Source organism: Enterobacter cloacae complex sp. P47BA, assembly GCF_014930485.1.
In the GTDB taxonomy this organism is placed as follows: domain Bacteria; phylum Pseudomonadota; class Gammaproteobacteria; order Enterobacterales; family Enterobacteriaceae; genus Enterobacter; species Enterobacter bugandensis.
Window position 1 is genome coordinate 1 of sequence record NZ_JADBRF010000017.1, and the last position, 19,478, is coordinate 19,478.

Below are 19,478 nucleotides of genomic sequence, written 5' to 3' on the forward strand. Positions count from 1 at the left end.
CCTCTCCCTCAAGGGAGAGGGGGTTGTCCGTGCAGGTATTATTTTGTGGGGATTCCTCAGCCCTGTGGGAGAGGGACGGGGTGAGGGCATCAGGCCGCACGGAGACTTAAATCTCGACCTGCGTCCCCAGCTCAATGACGCGGTTAGGCGGGATCTCAAACTGGTCAGGCGCGCGCAGGGCGTTACGCTGCAGGATCAGATACAGCTTACCGCGCAGACGCAGGTACCAAGGGCGCTTGCCGATGATCAGCGACTCGTGCGACATAAAGAACGACGTCTCCATCATCCGGCAGCTTAACCCTTCCAGACCGCAGCGGTGGAACACCTCTTCCACGTTCGGCGTTTCGCGCCAGCCGTAGCTCGCCACCACGCGCCAGAAGGTCGGGGACAGCTGCTCAATCTGTACGCGGCGCACGTTGTGAACGTACGGCGCATCTTCGGTGCGCAGCGTCAGCAGGATAACGCGCTCGTGCAGCACTTTGTTGTGCTTAAGGTTATGCATCAGCGCAAACGGGATTACATTCAGGGCACGAGACATGTAAACCGCGGTACCCGGCACGCGCACCGGCGGGGATTTCTCAAGCGACGCGATCATCGCCTCCAGAGAATTACCGTGCTCATGCATGCGGCGCAGCAGGCGGAAGCGCTCGCTTTTCCATGTGGTCATGACAATGAACATCAACAGGCCCAGCGTCAGCGGCAGCCAGCCACCGGAGACTATTTTGTCGAGGTTCGCAGAGAACAGCGGCACGTCAATGCACAGGAAGCCCACCAGAATCATCCCCACGAGGAACTTATTCCAGTGCCAGTTGCGGTACGCCACCGTGGTGGAGAGAAGTGACGTCAGCACCATCGTACCGGTCACGGCAATACCGTAGGCCGCCGCCAGATTACTGGAGTGTTCGAAGCTAACAATCACGATCACAACAGCAAAATAGAGCAGCCAGTTAACGAACGGGATGTAGATCTGGCCCGACTCCATCTCTGAGGTATGGATGATGCGCATTGGCGAGAGATATCCCAGACGAACGGCCTGACGGGTCAGAGAGAACACCCCGGAAATCACCGCCTGAGAGGCAATCACGGTCGCCAGCGTTGCGAGGATCAGCATAGGCACCAGCGCCCAGTCAGGTGCCAGCAGGAAGAATGGGTTCTTAATCGCTTCCGGGTTCTTGAGCAACAGCGCGCCCTGACCGAAGTAGTTCAGCACCAGCGACGGGAGCACCACAATAAACCATGCCACGCGGATAGGCAGCTTCCCGAAATGCCCCATGTCAGCATAGAGCGCCTCCACACCGGTGATGGAGAGCACGACCGCACCCAGCGCCACGAAGGAAACCACTTTGTATTCAAGGAAGAAATGCACCGCCCAGTAAGGGTTCAGCGCATGCAGCACGTCCGGGTTCGCAATAATGCTGCGCAAACCGAGCGCCGCCAGGATCAGGAACCAGGCCAGCATAATCGGCGCAAACAGTTTGCCCACCAGCCCGGTACCGTGTTTCTGGATCATGAACAGCAGCGTCAACACGATGATTGCCAGCGGGACAACCCAGGCATCAAGCTGCGGGGCAATAATCTCCAGCCCTTCAATCGCCGAGAGCACCGAGATAGCCGGTGTTATCACCACTTCCCCGTAGAAGAAGCTGCCACCTATCAGGCCGATAATCACCAGCACAGACGTCATTCTGGCCGAGGTATTGCGACCGGCAAGGGACATCAGGGTCAGGATCCCGCCTTCGCCCGCATTATCTGCACGCATAACGAAGGAGAGATATTTAACGGAAACGACCAGGATCAGCAGCCAGAAGATGAGGGACAGGAAGCCAAACACGGCATCGCGCTCAACACCAAAGCCAAACTGGCCGGACAAACATTCACGAAGCGTATAAAGTGGGCTGGTGCCGATATCACCGTAGACAACCCCGATCGCCGCAAGCGTTATTGCGGGTAATGATTGCTTATTATCAGTGCTCATAGACTAGTCTTTTCGTTTAAATAACAAATGTGTTCCTGTCCCTTGGTCCACAAAAAGCGCACAGTATGCACGATTCATTGCAAAATCGTACCCCTAAATGCAACCGCATTAATGTAGCGCAAAGAAAATTGCGCCGCACTTCAGCCTATTACCAGCCCTGACTGAAACGTCTATACTCGCTTCAATTGGCCGCCACAACGGCGAAAGGATGCAAAACTATTATGGCTCACTCACATTTATTAGCAGAAAGAATTTCCCGCCTCAGCAGCGCGCTGGAGAAAGGCCTTTACGAGCGTAGCCACGCCATTCGCCTTTGCCTGCTGGCGGCATTGAGCGGTGAAAGCGTATTTCTGCTGGGACCGCCGGGCATTGCCAAAAGTTTGATTGCACGCCGCCTAAAGTTCGCTTTCCAGAACGCTCGCGCATTTGAATATTTGATGACGCGCTTCTCCACGCCAGAAGAAGTTTTCGGCCCGCTTTCTATTCAGGCCCTGAAAGATGAAGGGCGCTATGAGCGTCTGACGGCGGGCTATCTCCCGGAAGCGGAAATCGTCTTTCTTGATGAGATCTGGAAAGCCGGCCCGGCCATTCTGAATACCCTGCTGACGGCAATCAACGAACGCCGCTTCCGTAACGGCGCGAGCGAAGAGAAGATCCCCATGCGCCTGCTGGTGGCTGCGTCAAACGAACTGCCCGAAGCCGACAGCAGCCTGGAAGCGCTGTATGACCGTATGCTGATCCGCCTGTGGCTGGATAAAGTCCAGGATAAATCAAACTTCCGTTCAATGCTGGTGAGCCAGCAGGACGAAAACGAAAACCCGGTGGCACCTTCACTGCAGGTGACGGACGAGGAGTACCATCAGTGGCAGGACGAGATCGGCAAAATTAAGCTGCCCGACGCCGTCTTTGAGCTGATCTTCATGCTGCGCCAGCAGCTTGATTCCCTGCCTTCCGCCCCGTACGTCTCGGATCGTCGCTGGAAAAAAGCGATCCGTCTGCTCCAGGCCAGCGCGTTGTTCAGCGGTCGCGACGCGGTCGCCCCTATCGATCTGATCCTGCTAAAAGACTGCCTCTGGCACGACGCAGAAGGCATGAACCTGATGCAGCAGCAGCTGGACGTTTTGATGACCGGGCACGCCTGGGGGCAGCAGGCGATGCTCAACCAGCTGGGGGCGATTGCCCAACGGCGCATTCAGCTCCAGCAGCAGCAAAGCGATAAAACCGCGCTAAAAGTGAACCGACTGGGCGGCATGTTCGCCCGCAAACCGCATTACGAGCTACCCGCAGATCTGACCGGCACGACGCTGACACTGCTGCTCCAGCAGCCCCTCAAGCTGCATGATATGCAGGTGGTGCACATTACGATTGAGCGCGAGCCGCTGGCGCAGTGGCTGGATAAGGGCGGGGAGATCCGCGGAAAGCTCAACGGCATCGGTTTCGCGCAGCCGCTGAATATGGAAGTGGACAGCAGTCAGCACCTGGTGATCCGCGACGTGAGCCTTCAGGGATCGCGTCTTGCGCTTCCCGGCACCGCCTCGGACAGCGTGCCGGAAGAGATAAAACAGCAGCTGGAAGCGCTGGATACCGAATGGCATCAGCAGCACACCCGCTTCAGCGAGCAGCAAAAATGCCTCTTTATTCATAGCGACTGGCTAGGTCGCATTGAAGCCAGCCTGCAGGACGTCAGCGCGCAGATCAAACAGGCGCGTCAATGCTAACGCTGGACACGCTCAATATGATGCTGGCCGTCAGCGAGGAAGGGTTGATCGAGGAGGTGGTGATTACCCTTCTGGCATCCCCGCAGCTGGCGGCCTTCTTTGAAAAATTCCCGAAACTCAAAAAAGCGATGACGGACGATCTCCCGCGCTGGCGCGACAATCTGCGGCAGCGGTTTAAGGAGACAGAAGTCCCGCCCGAACTGACGGAGGAAGTCGCGGCCTATCAGCAGTGTCAGCGGCTATCGACGCCACAGTTTATCGTCCAGATCCCGCAAACCCTTACCCTGCTCGATAAAGTCCACTCTCCGTTTGCCAGCCAGGCCAGAACGCTGGTCACAGAAAACGCCACCTTTACCCCGGCGCTGCACACGCTCTTTTTACAGCGCTGGCGCCTGAGCCTGGTCGTCCAGGCTACCACGCTGAACCAACAGCTTCTGGATGAAGAGCGGGAACAGCTGCTCAGCGAAGTCCAGGAACGCATGACGCTGAGTGGTCAGCTCGAAGAGGTGCTGGTAGAAAATGAAAACGCCGCTGGTCGCCTCTGGGATATGAGCGCCGGGCAGCTGCGGCGCGGGGATTATCAGCTGATCGTGAAGTACGGCGACTTTCTTACCCAGCAGCCGGAGCTGATGAAGCTCGCGGAACAGCTCGGCCGCTCGCGAGAGGCCAAATCGGTCCCAAAGAAAGATGCCCCGATGGAAACCTTCCGCACCCTTGTACGCGAACCGGCTACCGTGCCGGAGCAGGTCGACGGACTCCAGCAAAGCGATGACATCCTGCGCCTGCTGCCGACCGAGCTAAGCACGCTGGGAATGACCGAACTGGAGTATGAGTTTTACCGTCGGCTGGTGGAAAAACAGCTTCTCACCTATCGGCTGCACGGCGAAGCCTGGCGAGAGAAGCTCAGCCAGCGCCCGGTCGTGCATCAGGACTTTGATGAGCAGCCGCGCGGGCCGTTTATTGTCTGCGTGGATACGTCTGGCTCAATGGGCGGCTTTAACGAGCAGTGTGCGAAGGCGTTCTGTCTGGCGCTGATGCGCGTGGCGCTCGCTGACCGCCGTCGCTGCTTTATCATGCTCTTCTCCAGCGAAGTCGTGGGCTACGAGCTGACGAACCAGCAGGGCATTGAGCAGGCCATCCGCTTTTTAAGCCAGCGTTTTCGCGGCGGCACCGATCTGGCCAGCTGTTTTCGCAGCATTGTAGAACGGATGCAGGGCGGCGACTGGTACGACGCTGACGCGGTGGTGATTTCCGATTTCATTGCCCAGCGGCTGCCGGAAGATGTGGTAAATAAAGTGAAGGAGCTGAAGCGCGTGCACCAGCACCGTTTTCATGCCGTGGCGATGTCCGCACATGGAAAACCCGGCATCATGCGCATCTTCGATCATATCTGGCGCTTTGATACCGGGTTGCGTAGCCGCCTGCTCAGACGCTGGCGGCGTTAATTAAAGAAGAGAACCGACGCTTTCACGTACCTGCTGCGGCCAGACCCCACACTGCACCTGACCAATGTGAGACAGTTGCAGCAGCAGCATGGTCAGACGGGACTGCCCGATACCGCCGCCGATGGTCTGCGGCATTTCACCGCGCAGCAGCGCCTGATGCCACTCTAATTTAAGGCGATCTTCATCACCGGTCACCGCCAGCTGGCGCTTCAGCGCCTCTGCATCCACGCGGATCCCCATCGAAGAGAGCTCAAACGCATCTTCCAGAACCGGGTTCCAGACCAGAATATCGCCGTTCAGACCGGCATATTCGCTTTCGCCCGCGGTGCTCCAGTCATCATAATCCGGCGCACGAACGTCGTGACGTTTGCCATCAGACAGTTTGCCGCCGATGCCAATCAGAAATACCGCGCCCAGCTCTTTGGCGATCGCCCGCTCGCGGCCTTTGGCATCCAGATCCGGGAAGCGGCTCAGCAGTTCCTGGCTGTGGACAAAGTGCATCGTATCCGGCAGGAACGGTACCAGACCAAACTCTTTGCTCACGGCAGCTTCGGTCGCTTTGATCCCCGCGTAGATCGCCTCAACGGTGGATTTCAGCGTACCGACATGACGCTCGCCGTCACCCATTACGCGCTCCCAGTCCCACTGGTCAACGTAGACAGAGTGAATCGGGGAGAGGCGGTCTTCATCGGGGCGAAGGGCTTTCATGTGCGTGTAGAGCCCTTCGCCCGCGCTGAAGTCGTGTTGTCCCAGGGTTTGACGCTTCCATTTCGCCAGGGAATGCACCACTTCGAACTGGACGTCTGGCAGTGTTTTCACTTTTACCTGTACCGCTTTTTCGCAACCAGACAGGTTATCCTGCGTCCCGTCACCCACGCGGCTAAGAATCGGCGCCTGAACTTCAATAAGACCAAGCTTCTCTTCAAGCTGGCGGGAAAAATGGGATTTTACGAAACTGATCTGGCGTTGTTTTGCGATGTAAGCGGTTTTCATTATTTATACTCCTGCGTCCTGTTGATAATGATTAAGCAACAGAACCGACACTTAATTCAATAACCCATCAACAAAAAGCCACCTTCACTTTTGATTCGTTAAAATAAGACGCTAGAATAGCCGTATTCATTAATCTTCATAAGAAAAAGCTATGGAAAATTATCAGATCGACAATCTGGACCGCGGCATCCTTGAGGCCTTAATGGCCAATGCCCGTACAGCCTACGCCGAACTGGCGAAACAGTTTGGCGTCAGCCCGGGAACCATTCACGTTCGCGTAGAGAAGATGAAGCAGGCAGGGATCATTACCGGTGCGCGCATCGACGTCAGCCCGAAGCAGCTGGGTTACGACGTCTGCTGCTTCATCGGCATTATTCTTAAAAGCGCAAAAGATTACCCCTCCGCGCTGGCAAAGCTGAACGCGCTCGATGAAGTCACCGAGGCGTACTACACCACCGGGCACTACAGCATCTTTATTAAGGTGATGTGCCGCTCCATCGATGCCCTCCAGCAGGTACTTATCAACAAGATCCAAACAATCGATGAAATTCAGTCCACCGAGACACTGATCTCCCTGCAAAACCCGATCATGCGTACCATCCGCCCGTGATCGGGCAAATTCATTCCCACATTTTCCACAGGTAGATCCCAGCTCGTTCACAGCGTACAATGATCCCCTCTTTATCTGAGCGAGCGATCAATGGCGGACATTACCCTTATCAGCGGCAGCACTCTTGGCGGTGCGGAATACGTAGCGGAACATCTGGCTGAGAAGCTGGAAGATGCAGGCTTTTCTACACAAACGCTGCACGGGCCGCTGCTTGAAGATCTCCCGGCTGACGGGGTCTGGCTGCTGATCACCTCCACGCACGGCGCGGGCGATCTGCCGGATAACCTGCAACCTTTATATGACGAACTGCTGGAACAGCAGCCCGACCTGTCAAACGTCCGTTTTGGCGCAGTGGGGATCGGCAGTCGTGAATATGACACCTTTTGCGGGGCAATAGAGAAGGTCGAAGCCGCTGTTACCGCTTGCGGAGCAAAACAGCTGGGTGAAACGCTCAAGATCAACATCCTCGATCATGACATTCCGGAAGATCCAGCCGAGATCTGGCTCGCGGAATGGAAAAATTTACTCAAAAACGATTAAAGATCGCGCGAACAGATGTGGATAACTCTGGTTAAAAGCTCGTATTAACCCGTAGTTATCCAAAGAACAACCCTAGCGTCGTTTTTGGCCTGTGTATAAAGTCGCGATCTGATCCCAGCTTATACGGTCCTGGATCACCGATCATTCACAGCAAACGATCCTTCCTAACTGCATGATCTTATTTGCAGGATCGGACTTATCCACACGTGTCCGCTATCCTAATAAGAGATCACAATAGAACAGATCTCTAAATAAAAAGATCTTCTTTTTAATAGCCCAGGATCCCAATGCTTTCTCGAAAGACTAAAGTTGAGTAGAATCCACGGCCCGGGCTTCAATCCATTTTCATACCGCTTTACGCGAGGCAGACCACCATGTTTTATCAGGATCCTTTTGACGTCATCATCATTGGCGGGGGTCATGCAGGCACTGAGGCCGCAATGGCCGCAGCGCGAATGGGTCAGCAGACCCTGCTTTTGACACACAATATCGACACGCTGGGACAAATGTCCTGTAATCCGGCGATTGGCGGCATTGGGAAAGGACACCTGGTAAAAGAAGTGGATGCACTTGGCGGCCTGATGGCGAAAGCGATCGATCATGCGGGCATTCAGTTTAGGATACTAAACGCGAGTAAAGGCCCTGCTGTTCGCGCCACTCGTGCGCAGGCAGACCGCGTGCTTTACCGCCAGGCCGTGCGCACCGCGCTGGAGAACCAGCCGAACCTGATGATCTTCCAGCAGGCGGTAGAAGATCTTATCGTTGAGAACGATCGCGTCGTGGGCGCCGTGACCCAGATGGGCCTCAAGTTCCGCGCCAAAGCCGTGGTGCTGACGGTTGGGACATTCCTGGACGGCAAAATCCATATTGGTCTGGACAACTACAGCGGTGGCCGTGCTGGCGATCCGCCGTCCATTCCGCTGTCTCGTCGTCTGCGTGAACTGCCGCTGCGCGTCAGCCGTCTGAAAACCGGCACGCCGCCGCGTATCGATGCGCGCACCATTGATTTCAGCGTACTGGCCCAACAGCACGGCGATAACCCGATGCCGGTCTTCTCGTTCATGGGCAACGCGGCGCAACACCCGCAGCAGGTGCCGTGCTACATCACGCATACCAACGAAAAAACCCATGACGTGATCCGCAATAACCTCGATCGCAGCCCAATGTACGCTGGCGTGATCGAAGGGATCGGCCCACGTTACTGCCCGTCGATCGAAGACAAAGTGATGCGCTTTGCCGATCGTAACCAGCACCAGATCTTCCTGGAGCCGGAAGGGCTGACCTCGAACGAAATTTACCCGAACGGCATCTCCACCAGCCTGCCGTTCGACGTGCAAATGCAAATTGTTCGCTCAATGCAGGGGATGGAGAATGCGAAAATCGTTCGCCCTGGCTACGCAATTGAGTACGATTTCTTCGACCCACGTGACCTGAAGCCGACGCTGGAGAGCAAATTCATCCACGGCCTGTTCTTCGCGGGGCAGATTAACGGCACCACCGGCTACGAAGAAGCCGCAGCGCAGGGTTTGCTTGCCGGTCTGAACGCTGCCCGCTTCTCTGCGGAGAAAGAGGGCTGGGCGCCGGCGCGTTCTCAGGCCTATCTGGGCGTTTTGGTCGACGATCTCTGCACGCTGGGCACCAAAGAACCGTACCGTATGTTTACCTCTCGCGCGGAATATCGTCTGATGCTGCGCGAGGACAACGCCGACCTGCGTCTGACCGAGATAGGCCGCGAGCTGGGTCTGGTGGATGACGAACGCTGGGCGCGCTTCAACGAGAAGCTGGAACGTATTGAACAGGAACGTCAGCGCCTGAAAACTACGTGGGTAAACCCACAGGCGGAAACCGCTGCCGAAGTGAACGCTCACTTAACAGCGCCGCTGTCGCGTGAAGCCAGCGGCGAAGATCTGCTGCGTCGTCCTGAAGTCACCTACGAGAATCTGGTCAAACTGACCGCGTTCGCACCGGGCCTTGAAGACGCTGAAGCTGCCGAGCAGGTCGAAATTCAGGTGAAGTACGAAGGCTACATCGCGCGTCAGCAGGATGAGATCGAAAAACAGCAGCGCAACGAAAACACGCTGCTGCCGGAAATGCTGGACTACCGTCAGGTGACGGGCCTTTCCAACGAAGTGATCGCTAAGCTGAACGATCACAAACCGGTATCGATTGGCCAGGCCTCCCGTATCTCGGGCGTTACGCCGGCGGCGATTTCGATCCTGCTGGTGTGGCTGAAAAAGCAGGGCATGCTGCGCCGTAGCGCGTAATTGACATTGCTTTTGGCGGGTGGCGCTTCGCTGGCCCGCCCTACTTATTCGTAGGCCCGGTAAGCGGCAGCGCCACCGGGCAAAAAAACTCTCAACAGGTATTCACCGTGCTCAACAAACTCTCTCGTCTGCTGGATCAGGCAGGTATTTCGCTCACCGATCACCAGAAAAACCAGCTGGTGGCGTATGTCGATATGCTGAACAAATGGAATAAAGCGTACAACCTGACGTCTGTGCGCGATCCCAACGAGATGCTGGTTCGCCATATTCTCGATAGTATCGTGGTGGCGCCGTACCTGAAAGGTGGACGTTTTATCGACGTGGGGACGGGGCCGGGTTTGCCGGGCGTTCCGCTGTCGATTGTCCGACCCGAGAGCCATTTCACGCTGCTGGACAGCCTGGGCAAGCGCGTGCGCTTTTTACGCCAGGTTCAGCATGAACTGAAGCTCGATAACATCACGCCCGTACAGAGCAGGGTAGAAGAGTTTCCGGCAGAGCCGCCGTTTGACGGCGTTATCAGCCGTGCGTTTGCTTCGCTCAATGACATGGTGAGCTGGTGTAAGCATCTGCCGGCAGAAGATGGCCGTTTTTATGCGCTGAAAGGACAGCTGCCCGGTGATGAAATTGAACAGCTTCCGGACGGTTTTAGCGTTGAAACCATCGAGAAATTAAACGTTCCGCAGCTCGACGGTGAACGTCATCTGGTGATAATTAAGCCAAACAATTTTTAAAAAAATAATAAAAAATGTGGAATTTGTGCTGTTCTGAGTATGTTAAAAAACAGCACAACTAACCGGGATTAACCAGAGAGCGTTTAACCGCTTTTTTACCAGGGATTTTCTTGCGGTTAACCTCAAGTCGATTATTCATCGCGAAGATAGTCAACTATGAAAATATCAGCCTGCTAAAAGTGGAAGGCTGTAACCAGAACGCAATGTTAATTATTTATTAAGAATGTCAATAAAAGGTTTTTATTGTGTACGGGGCTGTTTTGAAAATAGTTGCGATATTTTGTGTTTAATTTCAGAAGGATAATCCTGGGCGATTTACGGCTTTGATAAATACAACCTTATCGCAAATGTGTGTTTTGTGATCTCGTGCACGCTTTGTAGTCAACGTTTTCGCGCTGTTTGCAGTTTTGCTCGAAGGTCGGTGCTTTCTACGAAAGTTAAAAAATAGCGCTGGGGAAAAATATTTAAACATTTATTCACCTTTTCGCTACTTAATGTTTGAAATCACGGGTACGCACCGTATAATTTGTCCGCTTTTTGATGCTTGACTCTGAGCCTTAAAGGACGTTTTATACGACACGCGGCATACCTCGAAGGGAGCAGGAGTAAAAACGTGATGTCTGTGTCGCTCTTGAGTAGAAACGTTGCTCGTAAGCTTCTGTTCATTCAGTTTCTGGCTGTGATAGCAAGTGGACTGCTGTTTAGCCTCAAAGACCCCTTCTGGGGCATCTCCGCCGTGTGCGGGGGTTTGGCGGTCGTGCTGCCAAACGTGTTGTTTATGATTTTTGCCTGGCGTCATCAGGCGCATACACCCGCCAAAGGCCGCGTGGCCTGGTCCTTCGCCCTCGGCGAAGTGTGTAAGGTGTTGCTGACCTTTGCTCTACTGGTGATGGCGCTGGCGGTTTTGAAAGTGGTATTCATGCCGCTGATAGCAACGTGGGTTTTGGTGCTGGTGGTACAAGTTCTGGCTCCAGCTGTAATCAATAACAAAGGGTAAAAGGCATCATGGCTTCAGAAAATATGACGCCGCAGGATTACATAGGTCACCATCTGAATAACCTTCAGCTGGACCTGCGTACATTCTCGCTGGTGGATCCACATAACCCCCCGGCCACCTTCTGGACGATCAACATCGACTCCATGTTCTTCTCGGTGGTTTTGGGTCTTCTGTTCCTGGCCATGTTCCGCAGCGTTGCTAAAAAAGCGACCAGCGGTGTTCCAGGGAAATTCCAGACGTTCGTTGAGATGATCATCGGCTTCGTCCATGGCAGCGTGAAAGACATGTACCATGGTAAGAGCAAGCTGATTGCTCCGCTGGCCCTGACCGTGTTCGTTTGGGTCTTCCTGATGAACCTGATGGACCTGCTGCCAATTGACCTGCTGCCGTTCATCGGCGAGCACATCTTCGGCCTGCCTGCGCTGCGTGTTGTACCGTCTGCGGACGTGAACATCACCCTGTCTATGGCGCTGGGCGTGTTTATCCTGATTCTTTTCTACAGCATCAAAATGAAAGGCGTAAGCGGCTTTGTGAAAGAGCTTACCTTGCAGCCGTTCAACCACTGGGCGTTTATTCCGGTCAACCTGATCCTGGAAGGCGTTAGCCTGCTGTCCAAACCTGTTTCACTGGGTCTGCGACTGTTCGGCAACATGTATGCGGGTGAGCTGATTTTCATTCTGATCGCGGGTCTTCTGCCGTGGTGGTCACAGTGGGTTCTGAATGTGCCATGGGCCATTTTCCACATCCTGATCATTACGCTGCAAGCCTTTATCTTCATGGTTCTGACGATCGTCTATCTGTCGATGGCGTCTGAAGAGCACTGATTTTTTACCAACACTACTACGTTTTAATTGAAACAAACTGGAGACTGTCATGGAAAACCTGAATATGGATCTGCTGTACATGGCTGCCGCTGTGATGATGGGTCTGGCGGCTATCGGTGCTGCGATCGGTATCGGCATCCTCGGAGGTAAATTCCTGGAAGGCGCAGCGCGTCAACCTGATCTGATTCCTCTGCTGCGTACTCAGTTCTTTATCGTTATGGGTCTGGTGGATGCTATCCCAATGATCGCTGTAGGTCTGGGTCTGTACGTGATGTTTGCTGTCGCGTAGTAGTTGTTTTAAAACCCCAAGCCACAGAAATTTAAGAGGTATTGTGCTGTGAACATGAACGCAACAATCCTCGGCCAGGCCATCGCGTTTATTCTCTTTGTCTGGTTCTGCATGAAGTATGTATGGCCGCCTTTAATGGCTGCCATCGAAAAACGTCAGAAAGAAATTGCTGACGGTCTGGCTTCCGCAGAACGCGCTAAGAAAGATTTGGACCTTGCACAGGCCAACGCGACAGACCAGCTGAAAAAAGCGAAAGCTGAAGCTCAGGTAATCATTGAACAGGCTAACAAGCGCCGTTCTCAGATCCTGGACGAAGCCAAAGCTGAAGCAGAACAGGAACGTACTAAGATCGTGACACAGGCTCAGGCTGAAATTGAAGCTGAGCGTAAACGTGCTCGTGAAGAACTGCGTAAGCAGGTTGCGATTCTGGCTGTTGCTGGCGCCGAGAAGATCATCGAACGTTCCGTGGATGAAGCTGCTAACAGCGACATCGTGGACAAACTTGTCGCTGAACTGTAAGGAGGGAGGGGCTGATGTCTGAATTTGTTACGGTAGCTCGCCCCTACGCCAAAGCAGCTTTTGACTTTGCTGTCGAACACCAAAATGTCGATCGCTGGCAGAATATGCTGGCGTTTGCCGCTGAGGTGACGAAAAACGAACAAATGGCCGAGTTGCTTTCCGGTGCGTTAGCGCCTGAAACCCTCGCCGCGTCGTTTATCGCCGTGTGCGGAGAGCAACTGGATGCCAACGGCCAGAACCTGATTAAGGTCATGGCAGAAAATGGTCGTCTCCGTGTGCTCCCGGATGTTCTCGAGCAGTTTGAGCACTTACGTGCCCTTAGTGAAGCAACTGCAGAAGTCGAAGTGACTTCCGCGACTGAACTGAGTGACGAACAGCTTGCGAAAATCACCGCCGCGATGGAAAAACGTCTGTCACGCAAAGTTAAGCTGAATTGCAAAATCGATAAGTCTGTAATGGCAGGCGTAATCATCCGCTCGGGTGATATGGTCATTGATGGCAGCGTACGCGGCCGTCTTGAGCGCCTTGCAGACGTCTTGCAGTCTTAAGGGGACTGGAGCATGCAACTGAATTCCACCGAAATCAGCGAACTGATCAAGCAGCGCATTGCTCAGTTCAATGTTGTGAGTGAAGCTCACAACGAAGGTACTATTGTTTCTGTAAGTGACGGTGTTATCCGCATCCACGGCCTGGCCGATTGTATGCAGGGTGAGATGATTTCCCTGCCGGGTAACCGTTACGCTATCGCACTGAACCTGGAGCGCGACTCCGTAGGTGCAGTTGTGATGGGTCCATACGCTGACCTCGCCGAAGGCATGAAGGTTAAGTGTACTGGCCGTATTCTGGAAGTGCCGGTTGGCCGTGGCCTGCTGGGTCGCGTTGTTAACACCCTGGGTGCGCCAATCGACGGTAAAGGTCCGGTTGAGCACGATGGCTTCTCCCCAATCGAAGTTATCGCACCAGGCGTTATCGACCGTCAGTCCGTTGATCAGCCAGTGCAGACTGGTTATAAGTCCGTTGACGCCATGATCCCAATCGGTCGTGGTCAGCGTGAACTGATCATCGGTGACCGTCAGACCGGTAAAACCGCGATGGCAATCGACGCCATCATCAACCAGCGTGACTCCGGCATCAAATGTGTGTACGTGGCTATCGGCCAGAAAGCGTCCACCATTTCTAACGTGGTTCGTAAACTGGAAGAGCACGGCGCACTGTCTAACACCATCGTTGTGGTAGCAACCGCGTCTGAATCTGCTGCACTGCAATACCTGGCGCCATACGCCGGTTGCGCAATGGGCGAATACTTCCGTGACCGCGGTGAAGATGCGCTGATCGTATACGATGACCTGTCTAAACAGGCTGTTGCTTATCGTCAGGTTTCCCTGCTGCTCCGTCGTCCACCAGGACGTGAAGCATTCCCGGGCGACGTATTCTACCTCCACTCTCGTCTGCTGGAGCGTGCTTCCCGCGTTAACGCGGAATACGTCGAGAACTTCACCAAAGGTGAAGTGAAGGGCAAAACAGGTTCTCTGACCGCGCTGCCGATCATTGAAACCCAGGCGGGTGACGTTTCTGCGTTCGTTCCGACCAACGTAATCTCCATTACCGATGGTCAGATCTTCCTGGAAACCAACCTGTTCAACTCCGGTATTCGTCCGGCGGTTAACCCGGGTATCTCTGTATCCCGTGTGGGTGGTGCTGCTCAGACCAAGATCATCAAGAAACTGTCCGGTGGTATCCGTACCGCGCTGGCACAGTATCGTGAACTGGCTGCGTTCTCTCAGTTCGCATCCGATCTGGACGAAGCAACCCGTAAACAGCTGAGCCACGGTCAGAAAGTGACCGAGCTGCTGAAGCAGAAACAGTACGCTCCAATGTCTGTTGCTCAGCAGGGCCTGGTACTGTTCGCGGCTGAACGCGGTTACCTCGAAGATGTGGAACTGGCGAAAATCGGTAGCTTTGAAGCCGCTCTGCTGGCTTACGTCGACCGTGATCACGCTCCGCTGATGCAAGAGATCAACCAGACCGGTGGCTATAACGACGAAATCGAAGGCAAGCTGAAAGCTATCCTCGATTCCTTCAAAGCAACCCAATCCTGGTAATCGTCCGGCGGCTTGTCTCAGGGCAAGCCGCCTGGCATTGAGGAGAAGCTCATGGCCGGCGCAAAAGAGATACGTAGTAAGATCGCAAGCGTCCAGAACACGCAAAAGATCACTAAAGCGATGGAGATGGTCGCCGCTTCCAAAATGCGTAAATCGCAGGATCGCATGGCGGCCAGCCGTCCTTATGCAGAGACCATGCGCAAAGTGATTGGTCACCTTGCAAACGGTAATCTGGAATATAAGCACCCTTACCTGGAAGAACGCGACGTTAAGCGCGTGGGCTACCTGGTGGTGTCGACTGACCGTGGTCTGTGTGGCGGCTTGAACATTAACCTGTTCAAAAAACTGCTGGCGGATATGAAAGGCTGGTCTGATAAAGGCGTTCAGTGCGATCTGGCACTGATTGGCTCTAAAGGCGTCTCTTTCTTTAACTCCGTTGGTGGCAACATTGTCGCTCAGGTGACCGGTATGGGTGATAACCCGTCCCTGTCCGAACTGATCGGCCCGGTTAAAGTGATGTTGCAGGCCTACGATGAAGGCCGTCTGGACAGACTGTACGTTGTCAGCAACAAATTCATTAACACCATGTCTCAGGTTCCAACGCTCACTCAGATGCTGCCGTTACCGGCATCAGAAGATGACGAGCTGAAGCAGAAAGCCTGGGATTACCTGTATGAACCCGATCCGAAACCGCTGCTGGATACCCTGCTGCGTCGTTACGTTGAATCTCAGGTTTATCAGGGCGTTGTAGAAAACCTGGCCAGCGAGCAGGCCGCACGAATGGTGGCGATGAAAGCCGCGACCGATAATGGCGGCAGCCTGATTAAAGAGCTGCAGTTGGTTTACAACAAAGCTCGTCAGGCCAGCATTACTCAGGAACTCACCGAGATCGTCTCGGGGGCCGCCGCGGTTTAACCAGGTTTACGAATTACGTAGAGGATTCAAGATGGCTACTGGAAAGATTGTCCAGGTAATCGGCGCCGTGGTGGACGTCGAGTTCCCTCAGGACGCCGTACCACGCGTGTACGACGCGCTTGAGGTACAGAATGGTAACGAGAGCCTGGTGCTGGAAGTTCAGCAGCAGCTCGGCGGCGGTATCGTGCGTACCATCGCCATGGGTTCTTCCGACGGTCTGCGTCGTGGTCTGGAAGTTAAAGACCTTGAGCACCCGATCGAAGTCCCGGTAGGTAAAGCAACACTGGGTCGTATCATGAACGTATTGGGTCAGCCAATCGACATGAAAGGCGACATCGGTGAAGAAGAGCGTTGGGCTATCCACCGCGCGGCACCTTCCTACGAAGAGCTGTCCAGCTCTCAGGAACTGCTGGAAACCGGCATCAAAGTTATCGACCTGATGTGTCCGTTTGCGAAGGGCGGTAAAGTTGGTCTGTTCGGTGGTGCGGGTGTAGGTAAAACCGTAAACATGATGGAGCTGATCCGTAACATCGCGATCGAGCACTCCGGTTACTCCGTGTTTGCGGGCGTAGGTGAACGTACTCGTGAGGGTAACGACTTCTACCACGAAATGACCGACTCCAACGTTCTGGACAAAGTATCCCTGGTTTACGGCCAGATGAACGAGCCACCAGGAAACCGTCTGCGCGTTGCGCTGACTGGTCTGACGATGGCTGAGAAATTCCGTGACGAAGGCCGTGACGTTCTGCTGTTCGTTGATAACATCTATCGTTACACCCTGGCCGGTACCGAAGTATCTGCACTGCTGGGTCGTATGCCTTCAGCGGTAGGTTATCAGCCTACGCTTGCGGAAGAGATGGGTGTTCTTCAGGAACGTATCACCTCTACCAAAACCGGTTCTATCACCTCCGTTCAGGCGGTATACGTACCTGCGGATGACTTGACTGACCCATCTCCAGCAACCACCTTTGCGCACTTAGATGCAACCGTGGTACTGAGCCGTCAGATCGCGTCTCTGGGTATCTACCCGGCCGTTGACCCGCTGGACTCCACCAGCCGTCAGCTGGATCCACTGGTTGTGGGTCAGGAACACTACGACACCGCGCGTGGCGTACAGTCCCTGCTGCAGCGTTACCAGGAACTGAAAGACATCATCGCCATCCTGGGTATGGATGAACTGTCTGAAGAAGACAAACTGGTGGTAGCACGTGCGCGTAAGATCCAGCGCTTCCTGTCCCAGCCGTTCTTCGTTGCGGAAGTATTCACCGGTTCTCCGGGTAAATACGTTTCCCTGAAAGACACCATCCGTGGCTTTAAAGGCATCATGGAAGGCGAATACGATCACCTGCCAGAGCAGGCGTTCTACATGGTTGGTTCCATCGAAGAAGCCGTGGAAAAAGCCAAAAAACTTTAACGCCTTAATCGGAGGGTGATATGGCAATGACTTACCACCTGGACGTCGTCAGCGCAGAGCAACAAATGTTCTCTGGTCTGGTCGAGAAAATCCAGGTAACGGGCAGTGAAGGTGAACTGGGTATTTTCCCGGGTCACGCACCGCTGCTCACCGCCATTAAGCCTGGTATGATCCGCATCGTTAAACAGTTCGGTCACGAAGAGTTTATCTATCTGTCCGGCGGCATTCTTGAAGTGCAGCCTGGCAGTGTGACCGTTCTGGCCGATACCGCTATTCGTGGCCAGGATCTCGACGAAGCGCGAGCCCTGGAATCGAAGCGTAAGGCTGAAGAGCACATTAGCAGCTCTCATGGTGACGTGGATTACGCTCAGGCGTCTGCGGAGCTGGCCAAAGCGATCGCGAAACTGCGCGTTATCGAGTTGACCAAAAAAGCGATGTAACACCGGCTTGAAAAGCACAAAAGCCAGTCTGGATACCAGACTGGCTTTTTTTTTCATCCTTAATTCATGATGAAAAAGATGTAGAATTTTAGGCATCAAACGTTTTTACTTCTCACTCAAACTACCGTCAGGATGCGTATGTCAAACAGTGCGATGAGCGTGGTGATCCTTGCCGCTGGCAAAGGTACCCGCATGTATTCCGATCTGCCTAAAGTGCTCCACACGCTGGCAGGAAAGCCAATGGTGCAGCATGTCATTGATGCAGCGAATGAACTGGGTGCCCGTCAGGTTCACCTGGTCTACGGCCACGGCGGCGATTTACTGAAAAAGACGCTGTGTGACGACAAGCTCAACTGGGTGCTTCAGGCTGAACAGCTGGGAACTGGCCATGCGATGCAGCAGGCGGCTCCGTTCTTTGCCGATGACGAAGACATTCTGATGCTGTACGGCGATGTTCCGCTGATCTCCGTTGAAACCCTGACCCGCCTGCGTGAAGCCAAACCCCAGGGCGGTATTGGCCTTCTCACCGTCGTACTGGATGACCCGAGCGGCTATGGCCGCATCACCCGCGAAAACGGCAAGGTGACCGGCATCGTAGAACACAAAGATGCCAGCGAAGAACAGCGCCAGATCCCGGAAATTAACACCGGTATCCTGATTGCCAACGGCGCGGACATGAAGCGCTGGCTGTCTCAGCTCAACAACAACAATGCGCAGGGTGAATACTACATCACCGATATCATTGCGATGGCGTATCACGAAGGGCGTGAAATTGCTGCCGTTCATCCGGCGCGTATCAGCGAAACGGACGGCGTGAACAACCGCCTGCAGCTTTCCCGTCTTGAGCGTATTTATCAGTCCGAGCAGGCCGAAAAACTGCTGCTGGCAGGCGTAATGCTGCGCGATCCGGCGCGTTTCGATCTGCGCGGTACCTTGTCACACGGGCGCGACGTTGAGATTGATACTAACGTTATCATTGAAGGCAACGTCACGCTGGGCAACCGCGTCAAAATTGGTGCTGGCTGCGTGATTAAAAACAGCGTTATCGGTGACGACTGCGAAATTAGCCCGTACAGCGTGGTGGAAGATGCTCGTCTGGACGCGGCCTGTACCATCGGCCCGTTTGCACGCCTGCGTCCGGGTGCCGAACTGCTGGAAGGCGCTCACGTGGGTAACTTCGTGGAAATGAAAAAAGCGCGTCTGGGTAAAGGCTCGAAAGCCGGTCATCTGACCTATCTGGGCGACGCGGAAATTGGTAATAACGTGAATATTGGTGCAGGAACCATTACCTGTAACTACGACGGCGCGAATAAGTTTAAAACCATCATCGGTGATGATGTGTTCGTTGGCTCCGATACGCAGCTGGTGGCACCTGTTACCGTGGGCAATGGCGTGACCATTGCTGCCGGAACAACCGTTACACGCGATGTGGCTGAGAACGAGCTGGTGTTAAGCCGCGTACCGCAGGTCAGCAAGCAGGGGTGGAAACGCCCGGTGAAGAAAAATTAACGGATTTACCCCTCACCCTAACCCTCTCCCCACAGGGGAGAGGGGATTATTGGGGGCGGTGTTTTTCTCCCTCGCCCCTTTGGGGAGAGGGCCGGGGTGAGGGGATAATATAATCCTCCCCCCACAAGCAGTACCCATAAAAATAACCCCACTCTCTACAAGGCTCGGGGCGCCCGAAAAGGGCAAATACAGG

18 protein-coding genes are annotated in these 19,478 nt (G+C 54.4%); 16 read left to right on the top strand and 2 right to left on the bottom strand.

Translation table 11 applies throughout. From position 1 onward, the window contains the following. Positions 1 to 106 precede the first annotated feature (106 nt). Entirely contained in the window at positions 107 to 1,975 is a 1,869-nt protein-coding gene (kup, locus tag IM299_RS16835; RefSeq protein ID WP_041911753.1) for a low affinity potassium transporter Kup, read from the bottom strand. A gap of 221 nt (positions 1,976 to 2,196) precedes the next feature. Between kup and ravA the strand changes: the two genes are divergently transcribed. Together ravA and viaA are read left to right on the top strand one after the other, a co-directional pair. Beyond that, entirely contained in the window at positions 2,197 to 3,693 is a 1,497-nt protein-coding gene (ravA, locus tag IM299_RS16840; RefSeq protein WP_045631286.1) for an ATPase RavA, read from the top strand. Then, a complete protein-coding gene (viaA, locus tag IM299_RS16845) occupies positions 3,687 to 5,138 on the top strand; it encodes an ATPase RavA stimulator ViaA (protein ID WP_193357837.1) in 1,452 nt (483 codons plus the stop codon). The genes ravA and viaA overlap by 7 nt, the downstream gene beginning before the upstream one ends. Here viaA and asnA read toward each other — a convergent pair whose 3' ends face one another. Continuing rightward, a complete protein-coding gene (gene asnA / locus IM299_RS16850; protein WP_193357838.1) occupies positions 5,139 to 6,131 on the bottom strand; it encodes an aspartate--ammonia ligase in 993 nt (330 codons plus the stop codon). 151 nt (positions 6,132 to 6,282) lie between these two features. Between asnA and asnC the strand changes: the two genes are divergently transcribed. From asnC to glmU, 14 genes are all read left to right on the top strand, one after another. Then, the gene (gene asnC, locus IM299_RS16855) at positions 6,283 to 6,741 is read left to right on the top strand and encodes a transcriptional regulator AsnC (protein WP_008500198.1); all 459 of its coding nucleotides are present in this window, start codon (positions 6,283 to 6,285) and stop codon (positions 6,739 to 6,741) included. A 90-nt stretch (positions 6,742 to 6,831) separates the two neighbouring features. Then, the gene (gene mioC, locus IM299_RS16860; protein WP_041911749.1) at positions 6,832 to 7,281 is read left to right on the top strand and encodes an FMN-binding protein MioC; all 450 of its coding nucleotides are present in this window, start codon (positions 6,832 to 6,834) and stop codon (positions 7,279 to 7,281) included. A 374-nt stretch (positions 7,282 to 7,655) separates the two neighbouring features. Then, positions 7,656 to 9,545: a tRNA uridine-5-carboxymethylaminomethyl(34) synthesis enzyme MnmG gene (gene mnmG, locus IM299_RS16865; RefSeq protein WP_045261176.1), complete on the top strand. Its 1,890-nt coding sequence runs from the start codon at positions 7,656 to 7,658 to the stop codon at positions 9,543 to 9,545. Between the two features lie 107 nt (positions 9,546 to 9,652). Further along, on the top strand, positions 9,653 to 10,276 hold the full coding sequence (gene rsmG, locus IM299_RS16870; protein WP_028014915.1) for a 16S rRNA (guanine(527)-N(7))-methyltransferase RsmG: 624 nt from the start codon (positions 9,653 to 9,655) through the stop codon (positions 10,274 to 10,276). Positions 10,277 to 10,892: 616 nt separating this feature from the next. Continuing rightward, positions 10,893 to 11,273 carry a F0F1 ATP synthase subunit I gene (atpI, locus tag IM299_RS16875; RefSeq protein WP_008500194.1) on the top strand — a complete coding sequence of 127 codons (381 nt, stop codon included), beginning with the start codon at positions 10,893 to 10,895 and terminating at the stop codon, positions 11,271 to 11,273. Positions 11,274 to 11,281: 8 nt separating this feature from the next. After that, positions 11,282 to 12,097 (top strand): F0F1 ATP synthase subunit A, encoded by an 816-nt coding sequence (gene atpB / locus IM299_RS16880; RefSeq protein WP_028014916.1) that lies wholly within the window; start codon positions 11,282 to 11,284, stop codon positions 12,095 to 12,097. Between the two features lie 49 nt (positions 12,098 to 12,146). Continuing rightward, entirely contained in the window at positions 12,147 to 12,386 is a 240-nt protein-coding gene (gene atpE, locus IM299_RS16885; protein WP_000429386.1) for a F0F1 ATP synthase subunit C, read from the top strand. Between the two features lie 48 nt (positions 12,387 to 12,434). Then, entirely contained in the window at positions 12,435 to 12,905 is a 471-nt protein-coding gene (gene atpF / locus IM299_RS16890) for a F0F1 ATP synthase subunit B (RefSeq protein ID WP_003862370.1), read from the top strand. Between the two features lie 14 nt (positions 12,906 to 12,919). Further along, positions 12,920 to 13,453, top strand: a complete 534-nt coding sequence (gene atpH, locus IM299_RS16895) for a F0F1 ATP synthase subunit delta (protein WP_003862369.1) — start codon at positions 12,920 to 12,922, stop codon at positions 13,451 to 13,453. 12 nt (positions 13,454 to 13,465) lie between these two features. After that, positions 13,466 to 15,007, top strand: coding sequence for a F0F1 ATP synthase subunit alpha (atpA, locus tag IM299_RS16900; RefSeq protein ID WP_003862367.1), 1,542 nt, complete (start codon positions 13,466 to 13,468; stop codon positions 15,005 to 15,007). Positions 15,008 to 15,058: 51 nt separating this feature from the next. Further along, positions 15,059 to 15,922, top strand: coding sequence for a F0F1 ATP synthase subunit gamma (gene atpG, locus IM299_RS16905; protein WP_003862364.1), 864 nt, complete (start codon positions 15,059 to 15,061; stop codon positions 15,920 to 15,922). Positions 15,923 to 15,953: 31 nt separating this feature from the next. Further along, positions 15,954 to 17,336, top strand: coding sequence for a F0F1 ATP synthase subunit beta (gene atpD / locus IM299_RS16910; RefSeq protein WP_003862362.1), 1,383 nt, complete (start codon positions 15,954 to 15,956; stop codon positions 17,334 to 17,336). Between the two features lie 20 nt (positions 17,337 to 17,356). Then, positions 17,357 to 17,776 carry a F0F1 ATP synthase subunit epsilon gene (locus IM299_RS16915; protein WP_006177560.1) on the top strand — a complete coding sequence of 140 codons (420 nt, stop codon included), beginning with the start codon at positions 17,357 to 17,359 and terminating at the stop codon, positions 17,774 to 17,776. A 138-nt stretch (positions 17,777 to 17,914) separates the two neighbouring features. Further along, the gene (glmU, locus tag IM299_RS16920; protein WP_193357839.1) at positions 17,915 to 19,285 is read left to right on the top strand and encodes a bifunctional UDP-N-acetylglucosamine diphosphorylase/glucosamine-1-phosphate N-acetyltransferase GlmU; all 1,371 of its coding nucleotides are present in this window, start codon (positions 17,915 to 17,917) and stop codon (positions 19,283 to 19,285) included. Positions 19,286 to 19,478: the final 193 nt, after the last annotated feature.